This is a genomic window from Dyadobacter pollutisoli (assembly GCF_026625565.1).
Classification (GTDB): domain Bacteria; phylum Bacteroidota; class Bacteroidia; order Cytophagales; family Spirosomataceae; genus Dyadobacter; species Dyadobacter pollutisoli.
The window spans coordinates 5254130-5268342 of record NZ_CP112998.1; the positions used below are offsets into that span (position 1 = coordinate 5254130).

A 14213-nucleotide genomic window follows, 5' to 3' on the forward strand; every position below is an offset into this window, starting at 1 on the left:
TTGAAATGCGCCTATCGCTGATACTTTTTGATAAGTCGCTGAATAATACCAAAAAGCAAACCCTTTCGAATTGGTTTTATCCAAAACCGAAGGTTACATAGGATGATTATTTTTAAAAATATAATATTTTAAATAATCTCATTTACTACAATTAATATTCCTTAAAAAGACTTTTATCTAATTTTTTATTGTACCAATTTGAACTATGATAGAATATAGTTCTGTCCATTTTCTTTACCTAACTGTTTCACTCCTTAAAAATTCAACCATGAGAAAAGTCTTTACTTTAGGCTTTCTATCTTTTCTTCTGTTCCTCACGGGAACGGGTTTCGGGCAAGACCTGAACATCAAGGGAAAGGTTCAATCGGAAGACGGGAATCTTCCGGGCGCAAGTATCCTCATCAAAGGCACCAGCAGAGGAAGCACAACTGATGCAAACGGTGAGTTCAGTATCAGCACGCCGTCCGGGGCCACATTGGTAGTCTCGTTCATCGGCTACAAAACCCTAGAAGTGCCTGTCGGAACCAAAACGTTTTTTGAGATTAACCTCGAACAGGACGCAACCCAGTTCAGCGAGATCGTGGTAACGGCCCTGGGTATTGCCCGTGAGAAAAAAGCACTGGGCTATTCGGTACAGGAAGTGAGCGGAAAAACGCTTACACAAGCCAGGGAGACTAACCTTGTCAATTCACTTTCGGGAAGACTTGCGGGTGTACAGGTTACCAATTCCAATGGCGCGCCTGGCTCCTCGTCCCGGATGATCATCCGCGGCGCCAGCTCGATCGGTAGCAATAACCAGCCTCTGTTCGTTGTAGACGGTGTTCCTGTCGATAACAGCAACTTCGGATCGGGAACGGCTGTCGATTATGGCAATGCTGCTGCGTCTATCAACCCTGACGACGTGGAGTCTATCAGTGTACTAAAAGGACCTAGTGCGGCTGCGCTTTACGGCTCCCGCGGTGCGAACGGCGTGGTTTTGATCACTACCAAAAGCGGTAAGGGAACCAAGGGAATTGGTGTTTCATTTAACACTAATACAGCATTCGAAAGCCCGTTCAGAATCCCTGAATGGCAAAATGAATATGGACAAGGCGCCGGTGGCGTGTTCTCCTACGTGGATGGAAAAGGAGGTGGAAAAGGAGATGGTGTAGATGAAAGCTGGGGACCGAAACTCGATGGCCGCTTACTGCCACAGTTCGACTCGCCAATCGCCGCAGACGGAACCAGAACTCCAACCCCGTGGATCGCACACCCTGATAATGTTGACAAATTTTACGAAACAGGCAAAACGTATACGAATAGTGTTGCCGTAACCGGAGGTAATGACGTAGCCGATTTCCGCCTCGGATTCACTAATTTAAGCCAGACAGGTATTTTACCAAATACTGATTATAAACGCCGTACCGTATCGCTGAATGTAGGCTGGAACCTGACCAAAAAACTGAGCGTGAGAGCGACCGGAAACTATGTGAAAGACGGAAGCGACAACAGGAATAACTTCGGTCTTTACTTCATCTGGTTCGGCCGCCAGGTCGATATGGACAAACTGACTACCTATAAAAAGCCGGGCAGCATTTACCAGAACAACTGGAATGATAACTATTGGACTAACCCTTACTACCTGCTCAACGAAAGCACCAAGGCCAACGAAAAAGACCGTCTGTACGGTAACTTCTCAGCCACTTACAAATTCACCGACTGGCTTTCTCTGACCGCAAGATCAGGAACTGATTTCTACGAAGATCGTCGTAAAACCAAGACTGCTGCCCGCCAGGCTGTCATTGGTACTTCTTCATTGTACGATGCATATAACGAAGAGCAGATCTTCGTCCGCGAATCCAACTCCGATTTCCTTTTGAATGCAACCCATAAATTCGGCGAGTTTGACATTACTGCCAACATTGGCGGAAACCACCGGACAAATTACGCGCAACGCAACTATATGGGCGCTACCGAGCTCGCGATCCCTCGTGTTTATAACTTTGGTAACTCACGCCAGAAACTGGTTGGAGAAAACAGCTACATTAAAAAGACCGTTAATAGCCTTTATGCTTCGGCCAATCTCGGTTTTAGAAACTACCTGTTTGTGGACCTTACCGCCAGAAATGACTGGTCGAGTACGCTGCCTTCCAACAACCGCTCCTACTTCTATCCTTCTGCGGCTGTGAGTGCGATCATCACCGATATGTTTAATGTAAAATCATCGATACTGTCATTTGCTAAAATCCGGGCTGGTGTGGCGCAAGTGGGTAATGATACCGATCCGTATCGTTTGACAAGTGCTTACAAATACGAAAATGCATGGGGCAGCACGCCGAGCTTATCTGAAAACAATGCAATGCTCAATGCTGACCTGAAACCTGAAATTACTTCTTCTTACGAGATCGGTACGGATATCAGACTTTGGCACAACCGCGTAGGTATCGATGTGACCTATTACAGCAAAGTATCCAAAAACCAGATCCTGGATGTCAATATTTCCAATGCGACCGGGTTCTTGTCCAAACTTTTGAATGCGGGTAAAATCAAAAACTCAGGTGTTGAAATCCAGTTGACGGCTACGCCGATCAAGGTTGGTAATTTCCAATGGGATATTGGCTTGAACTGGGCCAAAAACAAAAACCGGGTCCTTTCCCTGGAAGGCGGACTTACCACTTACCAGCTGAACACAAGCTACAATCCTCTGACACAAGCGACTACCAACAGCGCTTTCCGTGGACTATCTGTGGAAGCCCGTGTAGGGCAGCCTTATGGCACATTCTTCGGAAAAGGATTTTTGCGCGCCCCGGACGGACAGATCGTTTACGACGCACAAGGATATCCGATGATCGATCCTGTGAGCCGCGTATTGGGTAGCTTCACTCCTGACTGGATCGGCGGCATTTCCAACACATTTACTTACAAAAGGTTCTCTCTAAGCACATTGATCGACATCAAATCGGGCGGGGATATCTTCTCGCAATCCATCAATGTCGGCCGCTATACCGGGGTTTTGAAAGAAACTACATTCGGTCGTGAGGAAGGCGTCATCGGCGCGGGTGTGGTCAACAAAGGAACCGCAGCCAGCCCTGAATATGTGGCGAACGAAAAAAGGATTTCATCGGAAGAATATCACCACAAATATTACCTGCTGACCAACAACGAGAACACCATTTTCGACGCAAGCTACGTGAAGCTGCGTGAGGTAAAATTGACTTATATGATTTCCGGCAAAGTTTTCAACAAGCTGCCTTTCCGCGATATCGCTGTTTCTGTTGTGGGACGTAACCTTGCTTTGCTGAAAAGCAATCTTCCGCACATCGACCCTGAAACCAGCTATTACAACGACGGTAACCTTCAAGGCATAGAAAACGGTCAGATCCCTACTACCAAGACGGTAGGTTTCAACATCAGCTTCAATTTATAAGACATTTTATTAACCGATTCGATATGAAAAAGACTATAAATTCATTCATTTTCAGATTCCTTCTGTCCTCTACTTTGTTAGGGTTTTCAGCCTGTACCGGGGATTTTGACGAGATCAATACCAATAACAACAGCGCCGCCACCGGTACTGCTGACCTGTTCCTGCCGCATGGCATTCAGAGTGCCGTGGATATTTACTGGGGCGGTTCCCTTGGTATGGATGTGGGCGACGGTTTCTCGCAACATTGGGCAAGGATCCAGTATACCGACATTGACCAGTACACGGTGTCAAGCGATGTGTACACAGCTGGCTGGCAGGGATTATACATTGAATCGCTGGCCGACTACCAGCGTATTTACAAAATCGGAGTGGAAACCAACAATGTTAATTACCAGTCTGTCGCCATCATTTTAAGATCGTGGGCATTCTCGTTATTGACCGATATTTATGGTGATATTCCTTACAAAGATGCGTTGCAAGGCTTGGAGGGCAATTTACTTCCTAAGTACGACAAGCAAAAGGATGTATATGCAGGTCTGATCGCGGAGCTGAAAGCAGCCGGTGAATCCATCAACGCCACTGACAAAAGCATCGCAATAAGCGGCGATATTCTCTTTAACAATGACCTGACGAAGTGGAAAAAATTCGCAAACACGCTTAGTCTGCGGATATTGAGCAGAATGATCGACAAAACCGATGCTCCGATTGATGTTAAAACTGAGATCACCAGAATTTTGAGCGACCCTGCCAAGTATCCCGTAATCGGCGCTGTCTCTGAAAACATTCAGCTCAACTATCTGGATGTTACCAACAACCAGAATCCGATCAATGTCAATCGTAAAACACGTGACGACCACCGTGTCAGCGCTACTTTGGTGAACAAACTCAAAGCATTGAGCGATACTCGGCTTCCAATTTATGCTAACCTATCGACGCTCAATCCCGGTTATGTAGGTGTGCCCAATGGATTATCTTCTTCCGAAGCCGGTAAGCTCGGCTTGGAGGCTACATCAAGGGTAGGCGCTTATTTTATTGCTCCTACTGCTCCTGCAGTCATCATCAGCTACGCAGAGTTGTTGTTCCTGAAAGCAGAATTCGCTTACAAAGGAATTGCAGCAGCCGGGGAGGCAGCCAAAAATTATGCAGATGCCATTACCGCATCTCACGCACAGTATAAGCTGACCGTCGCACCTGAATACCTGACGGCCAATGCATTGAAAGCAGGTGCGGATGGTTTCACGCAAATTATGGAGCAAAAATGGATCGCATTGTATGGACAAGGACTGGAAGCGTGGACCGAGTTCCGCAGAACTGGCATTCCTGCATTGCAGCCACCATTGCTGAATACCAACCAGAATATCATTCCTACACGTATGCCTTACCCGGGTTCGGAAGAATCGCTGAACCTGGCAAACTTCTCGGCAGCGCTTTCCAGCCAGGGGGGCAAGAATGATATGAAAATGAAACTTTGGTTCGCCAAATAAGTGGGGATAGGCTAGTGTAAAAGAAAACGGGTCAGATGCGTGCGGCATCCGACCCGTTTTCTTTTTGGCATTCAATTATTTCTAAAATGCAATTCCAAGCCCTGCGCCCACATTCACTACCCCTATGAAACGCTTTTCACTCACCTTCTCAGAAAAGTCAAAACTACCTCTTACTGCCCTAATGGTAACATCTTTAATCTCAGCCTCAGCACCAATTACATCTCCGCTCAGCTGAAAGTACAGTTTACCAGCAATAGGCAGCCTCAAACTAGCCCCGCCCGCCAGACCAAATGCTGACGTGGAAGCAGGTTTCAAACCTACTGTGATCGGCTCGCCACCATTTTCGGCAGTACCAATGAGGTCTACCGTAGGCGAATTGGCCCAGACTTTCCCACCTTGCGCGTGCAGTTCAATTTGCGCCCTGCCCATGTTGATATATAACGCCGGACCGACCATTAATGCATTCAGTTTCCATTTCGATACATTGGCCTGCCAGGTGAAAGTTTCGCCCAGTCCCGCAGCGTAGCTATTGGCCTTGTCAATGATAGGCTGCGAATTGGTTTTGTTTAAATTCATACTTCCTGAAACACGAAGTCCTACCCAGCGGGCAATGCGAAAGTCATAATTGGCCTGTCCGAAATATCCGGAACCGGTTAATCCCGCGAATGGATCGTCCAGTTTCTCGCGTGCAAGTTCCCCTACCGGCAAACTATAACCACCTGTTACTGAAAAGAAGCTACGCGTGTTTTGCGCTTGGGCGTGGAAGGCAATAAATAAAAATAATGCAATCAGGAACGTTTGGCTGTTGAGGAAAATTTTCATGAATCCGGTTATAAATGATAGTAGTATCTTCTTAACGAAAACAAATTTCAACTAAGGTAACATCAAACATACCCGTTTTATTACATTTTTTTTTGGTGACTTAGTTTGGGGAAATTTTATCAACACAATGTTATATAAATCGCCTTTTACCTTTCCAATTGCCTTTGGTACAAAATTGGTATGGCTGTATGAAACTAAATAATTAAACCCATGAACAGGCAAAAAACAGACAAGGAAGCCAGGGCAACAAAGAATGTAAAAAACGTTTGGAAATGGATCGTCGGAGTTGGTATTGTGCTTTCGCTCATCGCATGGTTCGGCGGATATATAAACCACGATAAAAATTTCGGTGAAGCCGATAATCCATCTCAAAACGCGACGTCGGCGTCCGATAGCACAGCGGCCTCCGATACAACGATGAACCTCGATTCAGATACAATCATGAAAAGCGTTCGGGGGACGGAATAAATTACTTCAACAACGCATCCCACAAGATCTCCACAGGATGTAAAGCTTTACGTCCTGTTCCATCTTTGATCTGATGACGGCAGCTGGTCCCTGAGGCGGCTATGATCACCTCATCCGGTTGCTGCCGGACCGTTGGAAACAGCACCAGCTCACCAATTTGCATGGAAACGGCATAATGTTCCTCTTCGTAGCCGAACGAGCCCGCCATACCGCAGCATCCCGAAGGAATCAGTTGTACCTGGTAATTTTCAGGCAGGGACATTGCTTTTTTGGAAGCGGTTAATGTAGAAAGTGCCTTCTGATGACAATGTCCATGCAGCTTGATGAGCTGCTTTTTTTGTGTAAAAACACCTTTATCAATTCTTTTGGCGTCGATCTCACGGGCGATGAATTCTTCAAAAAGCAATGCATTTTCAGAGATTTTCTCCGCATCATTTCGCTGATTTTCGAGAACAAGGTCTACATACTCGTCCCTAAAAGACAATATTGCCGAAGGTTCTATACCGATCAAAGGGGTATCATAAGTGATTTTATCCCGCAATAATGACACATTTTCAACGGCCAGTTTCTGCGCTTCCTTCACAAAACCTTTTGATAAATACGACCGTCCCGATTCCTCGTGATCAGGGATAATGACCTGGTAGCCGAGCGCTTCCAGCAATTCAATGGCCTTTTTGCCAACTTCTACATCATTATAATTGGAAAATTCATCGCAGAACAGGTATACCTTCCTGTCAGCAGTCTGGCTTTTGCTTATTGATTTCCTTTTGAGCCACCAATCTTTCAATGTCTGGCTATGCAGTTTCGGCATTGTTCGTTCGGGATGGAAGCCTACCATTTTGTTGGCAATTTTTCGCAATGCGGGTGTCCCAAACACGCCATTAAACGCCCAGGGAGCAATAGAGGCCAGTTTCATTTGCTTTGAGAAGTTGGCAATGAGCTTGCTACGCAAGGGCACACCGTGGATCTCGTAATATTGTTGCGTAAATTCCGCCTTCATTTTGCCAATATCCACACTCGACGGACATTCAGATTTGCAGCCTTTGCAGGAAAGACAGAGATCGAGCACTTCCTTCACCATTTTCGGGGTAATGGATTTTTGCTTCTCTTTGATCGGCGTCAAATACTGCCGCAGAATATTGGCTCTCGCTCGTGTAGTATCTCTTTCCCGTCGTGTTGCCATATAACTGGGGCACATGGTACCTCCAGTCAGTTCTGTTTTGCGACAATCGCCTGACCCACTGCACTTTTCGGCCAGACGCAACATTCCATCTTGTCTCGAAAAATCAAAAACCGTATTGATCTCCGGCTGCGGCTTATCCTGCTCATACCTCAGAAACTCATTCATCGGAGGCGTATCCACGATTTTGTTGGCATTGAAAATACCGTCCGGGTCCCAGATACGCTTCACCTGCCGGAACATCTCGTACACCTCCTCACCCATCATAAATGGGATGAATTCGCCCCGCAATCTTCCGTCACCATGTTCACCTGAAAGTGCGCCATTGTATTTTTTGACCAATTTCGCAGTATCCGCCAGCACATTTCTGAACTGCTGCTTACCTTCCGAAGTTTTCAAGTTGATCATCGGTTCTACATGCAACTCACCCGCGCCCGCGTGTGCATAATAGGACGCGTGTAGATTATGCTGTTCCAATAGCGCAGCGAGCTCGTCAATGTAGGCCGGCAGGTCTTCTACCGCCACGGCACAATCTTCAATGAGGTTCACTGGCTGAGTGTCGCCGGGCAGGTTTCTGATCAGCCCTAAACCTGCCTTCCTGATCTCCCAGGCCTTATTAGCATCGTCACCAAACAACAATGGATAAGCGTAACCCAGATTTTCGGCCTTTAAACTGGAAATCAATGATGCTGCCTGCGACTCCACTTCCGCCTCGGTATTGCCCCAAAATTCAACCATAAGCAGTGCCGCAGGGTCTCCTTGCATAAAGAAACGGTTTTGAGAATATACATTATGATTTTTGGTAAAATCCATAATGTACCGGTCTACTAATTCAGAGGCTTTTGGATTAAAAGTCATCGCAACCCGGTTAGCATGAAGCGATTCGGCAAGCGAATCGGCATGCACACACACTACGCCCACAGCCGCGGGAGGAACATCAACCAACGCGAGTTTGGCTTCGGTAACAAAGCATAGTGTACCCTCAGACCCTGCTATGAGGTTGCAAAGGTTAATGTTGCTATTTTCAAAATTGCGGACCAATGCATCCAGTGAATAGCCCGAGTTTCTTCTCGTTACAGTCGGTTTAGGGAAATGCTTTTTGATCAGCTCCTGGTCCACCGGGTTGGAGATCAGGCCATACATTCCTGCCAGAATCCCCTGCTCACGTCCCCTGACCTGCTTTTGAGTAATATTTTTGGTATAATCCGAAATAGACTGATTGTTAAAAACCGTTTCAGAACCATCGGACAGCAACGCTTTTACTTCCAGCAAATGGTCGCGGGTGGCACCCCAGGTAATGGAATGCAGCCCGCACGAGTTGTTACCGATCATTCCGCCGATCATTGCCCGGCTCGCAGTAGAAGTTTCAGGTCCGAAAAGTAGGCCATACGGAGCGAGATGCTTGTTAAGATCATCACGAATGACACCGGGCTGCACGCGCACCCACTTTTCCTCCGCATTGATTTCCAGAACTTTCCCAAAATGCTTCGAAATGTCCACCACAATACCATTACCTACCACCTGACCAGCCAATGAAGTACCGGCAGCACGCGGGATAAGGGTTACTTTATGGTTTCCTGCAAATTCGATCAGCAAACGAATGTCTTCAACCGTTCGCGGCAAAGCCACTGCCTGCGGCTTTTCCTGATAGACAGAAGCGTCGGTCGCATAGATCGCTTTTTGCGCTGCATGCAGCGTCGAATCATCAAAATAAAGCTCTCCCGTGAACCGGGAACGAAGGGTAGTGAACTGAAATTGGGAAACGCGATTCATTCCAAAAGAAACAAAGATTAAAAAGCTAAGTTAAGAGAAGTACAGGGCATTGATACACTATGTACGTATATTGGCACACTTTTTACACTCTATTGCTGACCTAAAATTCATATTATACACAAAATGAAAAAAGTAACACTACTGATATTACTATTTGCTAGCCTGGTGGTAAAAGCTCAGAATACTGCAACTATAACCCTTACCAGTTCAAAACAAGGCCCCGTCAATGTGACACTGGTGCAGGAGGATGTACATTTTCACCCCAATCTGGGCATTGGGCTGGCGGATGTAAAGCTGGAACCGGTGGTATCCGTCAATTTTAATGAAAAAACTTCTGAAAAATCGGTCATTCAATTGAATGAACCGAAAATGATGCGTTTACAATACAGCGGTAACGCGGTGAACAAAACCTGGATGCTTTTTTTGCAGCCGGGTGACGATCTCATCATTAACTTTGCTGAAAACGCGGACCCTACATTTGCCGGCGAAAATGCCAACTATCAGACTTTCCTGAAAAACTATTTTCTCGAAAATCAATATCAGTATCTGCCCGTTTTCGGCTACAAACCTTCTCAGATCGATAATAAAAGCGTTGTTCAGCAAAGCGACAGCCTCAAAAAAGTAAGAACAGAGGCTTTCGAAAAATTCAAAACTGCTAATCCGGTAGTACCGGCTTTTGAAGCTTATGTGCTAGCCACTACCACTACCGAACCATCGCTGACGCGCAGGGCGATCCAGGAAAAAATAATGAGGAGGAACCGGGTAACGAAACTGGATGCCGCTCAGCGTAAAGAACTGGAAGACTTCACATTATCTGACTTCAAAATACTTGCTGACGACGCATTGCTGAGCCAGGCATATCGGGACGAGCTCCGCAACTGGGCATTGATCCCCTCGACCCGGAAATTTCCACTGGAATCCGATTCCCGCTATGAGATCAGCCCCAATGCATTGAAGGATGTGTATGCATTCAGCAAAGAAAAACTCGCAGATTACCCGAAGCAAAAAGAATATCTGCTCACCTACTGGCTGAATTACGCGGCGACTGCAATACCAACGCTGGAAACCAGCAAAGCATTACTGGAAGACTACAAAGCGACTTTTCCACAATCGCCCTACACAGAATACATTGCCAAATTGATACAGACCAAAGAAACTTTGCAAGCCGGAGCTGCGTTGCCGGACATTCAATTGCTGAATGTGGATAGCTCGGCAGTCGCTGTTTCATCTCTTCAAGGCAAGCCGGTCTGTATGGTTTTTTCGTTCAGTATCGGGCAGCATGAGCCTGGTTTGAAGGCATTTGAAGATAAATACGGCCAAAAAGCGAGTTTCGTATACGTGTCCGTTGCACCTGGGATTCCTTTCAGGACCTGGAAACAGTACGCCAAAGATCGCCCAAACGCCAAGCATCTGTGGGCTTCCGATGAGGTTATTGAGCAATTAAAAGAAAAATACGCGATTGATATCCGCTATCCGTTCCTGGTCACCGACGCCTCCGGCAAAATCGTAAACCGCTGGATCCCGCAGGAATTTCCGAATAATAAGACGCTCGATGCTGAGCTTCAGAAGGTTGCGAAATAAATTATACACCATTAGATTAACGTAATCAGTTTCAAGAAAATAGGAGATTTTTACGAAATCCACCCAGACTCGAAAATCTATCTTGTTTCATGGTTCTAAACGGTTAGGAAAGCAAACTGGACCTCGTTCCCTATATCGGCAATAAAGGAAATGTTTCGAAGGTATTAAACCGCAAACGTAATCTTTCGATTGAGATGATCCGAAACCTTCATAGTGGTCTTGGCTTTCCACTAGACGTCCTTATTTCGGAGCCAAAAAATCTTGCCGTAGCTAAATAAAAAAACTTGCCAAGTCTTGGAGACGGGGTCGCCCAGACTTGGCAAGTTTCGTTTTCGTTTCGTTACTTCCTGCTGTATGTATCCAGCGTGGCTTCCGGGAATGTTCTCAGGATATCGGCCATGGTGTTTTTCACCATGGATTCACGGTCGTCCTTTTTGGTAGGCGCTTTTACTTTGCCCGATGCCCACCCCTGCCAGATCATCCGGTCGCTGTTTTTCTGATAAATATTCAGAATAAAACGGCTTTCCTGATAATTGTAGGTCGATATATTGTTTCCACCACCGTACCACCACATATAAGGTGAGTACATGTTGTTGGAACGTACCTGCTGGCGATCTTTCACGTCAGTCATAAACCTTACAATGATCTCAGGATTCTTCTGATCCAGCTTGTAACCCTTGGATTCCATTACTTCAACTACTGCATCACCCAGCCTCCTTCTGTTCAGTTCGCTGCCCAACAAAGGATCTGTTTCCATATTATGTTCAGCTTCTACTTTGAAGGTCTTGAACTGCTTTAAATTAACGGATGAATCGTAATCGTAACTTACCTGAAGGGCCTGGCTACATGCCATCATGAAGACTCCCGCCACTACCGCCATCCCGGCGGCCTTTATCACTTTCACTATGCTTTTCATTTTAATTTGAACGTTTAGTTTACTTATTCTTTGACACTTTCCGAGGGTAAAAGGTTTAAATGTTCGGATAACAACTATTAAACTAATAAACAAATGATGTTGGTATATTAGTTTAAAAATTTCGTTTACCGGGTGTCATTTAGTCCTTTAAATACCCTCTGAGACACCTTAAAAACGGTGCCGTGTCGTATTCCGGCGGGAAATTTCACCTGATCCGAAACATCTTCCCACGACGCCATATTTTTGGATCTCACAGCGCCGTAACGGTGGTCACGGTACTTGTCAAAATATACATAAACATAGTCTCCAATTTCAACGGCCGTTGGCCCTTCCGCCCAGTAATTCCCCGTTATAGGTGCCGAAACCGTTGTTGGATACGGCCCGGCTGCATTTTTCGATTTACTGATCCTGATATTCTTTTCAGCAGGTTTTGGATTTTCGTTTTTCAAAAACATATAATACCATGCGCCCTTTTTCAAAATGGTGGCATCAATGACACTGAAATCGGGATTGAAGAAGATTTTGGTCTCGCTGAAATTCTTAAAATCCGGTGTGGTTGCGTAATATATCCTGTGATTGAGCCCCTTTTCACTTTCAGAATCAGCGACGTTTGAATGTCTTCCCGGAATCGTCGTGGCCCAATAAATCATGTAATTCTTCTTTTGATCGTCATAAAACACTTCCGGTGCCCAGCTATTCATCGCGGTTGGCTCGTGTTCCATGACGAGAACCGCCTTTTGTTGCGACCAGTTAATCAGGTCTTTGGAAGATGCATAGCCAATGATCCTGTCATGCCAGCCCGTTGTGAACACCATATGGAAAACACCGTCAGGCCCTTGAATGATACATGGGTCGCGCATCAGCTTATCTTTACCGACAGTGGGGGTCAGAAAGGATTTCTCGTTTTTCAATGCTTTCCAGGTCAGGCCATCCTCGCTATATGCAAAATGAAGACCATCCTGCCCATTATCAAGAAAATAGGAAAACAGGTAAACATGATCCTGCCCGCTGGCAGCACCAGCCAGCATCAACATTTGAAATAAGAAGACGAGAGTTTTAAACCGCATACAAGAAGGGGTTAAACAAATACGCGCCCGGGTTCAACCGGACGCGATGTACTGGGAATTTATTTGGGGACCACAAGCTCTTTATGCTAAACTAAACGTTTTTATAGTCAGGATGTTTGTAGGGGGAGCGATAGGAACGCGCCAAAAGACTATTTGCTTCTCTATCACCCACAATTTCGCGTTTTACCGGATCATAAACAATAGGTCTGCCCGTTTTCATCGAAAGATTGGCAAGAATACAGCTTGCGGTTGAAATATGACCCTCTTCAATATCAGCTACCGGACGACTACTGTTATCGATAGCACTCAGAAAATCAAGCATATGCAGACGCGTTGCCGGTGCTGCATTCAATTCTATTCTGTCTTCTTTGAGGTCTTCCGGATACTTTTCTTTTTCATAAATAACATCTTTGTGAATCTTATCGCCTTTACCCTGCGGAATGAAATCATAAGCCATCGTGCTGGCCCAGAGCGTTCCTTTTTCTCCGTACAATGTAAATGACCAGGGATAATCCGGATTGTTCGGCGTACCCCAGGTACGATGCTGCCAAACGCAGTTCAGCTCGGGATATTCGAAAATCGCAGACTGCGTATCCGAAATGTTAGACTTACCTTCCTTTTGAACATAAATACCGCCGGTCGAACTGATTTTGGTAGGCCAGCCCAATTTGAGCATCCAGCGAACGGTATCAAACATGTGTACGCACATATCGCCGGTGATACCATTGCCATATTCCATAAACGTTCGCCACCAGCGAACGTGAGGCAGGCCGTCGTAAGGTCTCAAAGGAGCAGGGCCCGTCCATTTTTCATAGTCCAAAAACTCCGGAACGGCTTCCACGGGCGGGTTACCATTGTTCCGCATATGGTAATAGCAGCACATTTCCACGTGCGAAATCTTACCTAGCAAACCGGCATCAACGATATTTTTCTTAGCATCAATCAGGTGGGGCGTACTTTTTCGCTGCGTTCCGACCTGAACTACTTTCTTGTATTTCCTTGCAGCGGCTACCATCGCCTCGCCCTCCATCACGTCCACACTAATCGGTTTTTGCACATACACGTGTGCCCCGGCTTTCACTGCATCGATCATTTGCAAAGCATGCCAATGATCAGGCGTACCGATGAGTACAATGTCCAGTTCATTCTCGGAAAGCAACTTTTGATAGTCTCCATATAACTTCGGCGCCTTGCCCGACTTTTGCCGCTGACTTACCAGCTTACCGGCCTCATTCAGCTGATTTTTATCCACATCACAAAGCGCAATTACTTCAACAGGAGCCACTTGTATCAATCTAAACAGATCACTTTTCCCATACCAGCCTGTGCCGATTAAACCCACACGAAGTGTTTTGGCCGGATTGATCAGATCCATGCCTCGGGCTCCGAACGAGGATAACGCAAGCGCCGCCGTAGCGCCATGAAGAAAACTCCGGCGATTGATATTGAAAGTGTTCATTAGCAAAGTTTGGTTGGTTAGGAATAAAAATAGCGCCCGTGCCCGGACGCTAATAAA

The 14213-nt window shown here is 46.1% G+C and carries 9 protein-coding genes; 4 read left to right on the plus strand and 5 right to left on the minus strand.

Annotated elements, in window-relative coordinates:
• The first annotated feature begins 268 nt into the window (after positions 1 to 268).
• Both ON006_RS21405 and ON006_RS21410 read left to right on the plus strand, forming a co-directional pair.
• Positions 269 to 3406 (plus strand): SusC/RagA family TonB-linked outer membrane protein, encoded by a 3138-nt coding sequence (locus ON006_RS21405; RefSeq protein WP_244824397.1) that lies wholly within the window; start codon positions 269 to 271, stop codon positions 3404 to 3406.
• 23 nt (positions 3407 to 3429) lie between these two features.
• Positions 3430 to 4890: a SusD/RagB family nutrient-binding outer membrane lipoprotein gene (locus tag ON006_RS21410; RefSeq protein WP_244824398.1), complete on the plus strand. Its 1461-nt coding sequence runs from the start codon at positions 3430 to 3432 to the stop codon at positions 4888 to 4890.
• An 81-nt stretch (positions 4891 to 4971) separates the two neighbouring features.
• Here the strand turns inward: ON006_RS21410 and ON006_RS21415 are convergent, their stop codons facing one another.
• Positions 4972 to 5712 (minus strand): outer membrane beta-barrel protein, encoded by a 741-nt coding sequence (locus ON006_RS21415; protein WP_244824399.1) that lies wholly within the window; start codon positions 5710 to 5712, stop codon positions 4972 to 4974.
• Positions 5713 to 5922: 210 nt separating this feature from the next.
• Here ON006_RS21415 and ON006_RS21420 point away from each other — a divergent pair, with 210 nt between their 5' ends.
• Positions 5923 to 6180: a hypothetical protein gene (locus ON006_RS21420; protein ID WP_244824400.1), complete on the plus strand. Its 258-nt coding sequence runs from the start codon at positions 5923 to 5925 to the stop codon at positions 6178 to 6180.
• Between the two features lies 1 nt (position 6181).
• On the opposite strand, the gene ON006_RS21425 is transcribed toward ON006_RS21420, so the two are convergent.
• Entirely contained in the window at positions 6182 to 9133 is a 2952-nt protein-coding gene (locus ON006_RS21425) for an FAD-binding and (Fe-S)-binding domain-containing protein (RefSeq protein ID WP_244824401.1), read from the minus strand.
• A 123-nt stretch (positions 9134 to 9256) separates the two neighbouring features.
• Here ON006_RS21425 and ON006_RS21430 point away from each other — a divergent pair, with 123 nt between their 5' ends.
• Positions 9257 to 10714: a TlpA family protein disulfide reductase gene (locus ON006_RS21430; protein WP_244824402.1), complete on the plus strand. Its 1458-nt coding sequence runs from the start codon at positions 9257 to 9259 to the stop codon at positions 10712 to 10714.
• 340 nt (positions 10715 to 11054) lie between these two features.
• Here ON006_RS21430 and ON006_RS21435 read toward each other — a convergent pair whose 3' ends face one another.
• From ON006_RS21435 to ON006_RS21445, 3 genes are all read right to left on the minus strand, one after another.
• Complete coding sequence (locus tag ON006_RS21435; RefSeq protein WP_244824403.1) at positions 11055 to 11630, minus strand: DUF4136 domain-containing protein; 576 nt, start codon at positions 11628 to 11630, stop codon at positions 11055 to 11057.
• Between the two features lie 125 nt (positions 11631 to 11755).
• Complete coding sequence (locus tag ON006_RS21440) at positions 11756 to 12697, minus strand: glycoside hydrolase family 43 protein (protein WP_244824404.1); 942 nt, start codon at positions 12695 to 12697, stop codon at positions 11756 to 11758.
• A 91-nt stretch (positions 12698 to 12788) separates the two neighbouring features.
• Positions 12789 to 14156, minus strand: coding sequence for a Gfo/Idh/MocA family protein (locus tag ON006_RS21445; RefSeq protein ID WP_244824405.1), 1368 nt, complete (start codon positions 14154 to 14156; stop codon positions 12789 to 12791).
• Positions 14157 to 14213 lie beyond the last annotated feature (57 nt).

Excerpts from the sequence above, each read along its gene's own strand:
- ON006_RS21405 (WP_244824397.1), top strand. The coding sequence starts at position 269 with ATGAGAAAAGTCTTTACTTTAGGCTTTCTATCTTTTCTTCTGTTCCTC.
- ON006_RS21410 (WP_244824398.1), top strand. The coding sequence starts at position 3,430 with ATGAAAAAGACTATAAATTCATTCATTTTCAGATTCCTTCTGTCCTCT.
- ON006_RS21415 (WP_244824399.1), bottom strand. The coding sequence starts at position 5,712 with ATGAAAATTTTCCTCAACAGCCAAACGTTCCTGATTGCATTATTTTTA.
- ON006_RS21420 (WP_244824400.1), top strand. The coding sequence starts at position 5,923 with ATGAACAGGCAAAAAACAGACAAGGAAGCCAGGGCAACAAAGAATGTA.
- ON006_RS21425 (WP_244824401.1), bottom strand. The coding sequence starts at position 9,133 with ATGAATCGCGTTTCCCAATTTCAGTTCACTACCCTTCGTTCCCGGTTC.
- ON006_RS21430 (WP_244824402.1), top strand. The coding sequence starts at position 9,257 with ATGAAAAAAGTAACACTACTGATATTACTATTTGCTAGCCTGGTGGTA.
- ON006_RS21435 (WP_244824403.1), bottom strand. The coding sequence starts at position 11,630 with ATGAAAAGCATAGTGAAAGTGATAAAGGCCGCCGGGATGGCGGTAGTG.
- ON006_RS21440 (WP_244824404.1), bottom strand. The coding sequence starts at position 12,697 with ATGCGGTTTAAAACTCTCGTCTTCTTATTTCAAATGTTGATGCTGGCT.
- ON006_RS21445 (WP_244824405.1), bottom strand. The coding sequence starts at position 14,156 with ATGAACACTTTCAATATCAATCGCCGGAGTTTTCTTCATGGCGCTACG.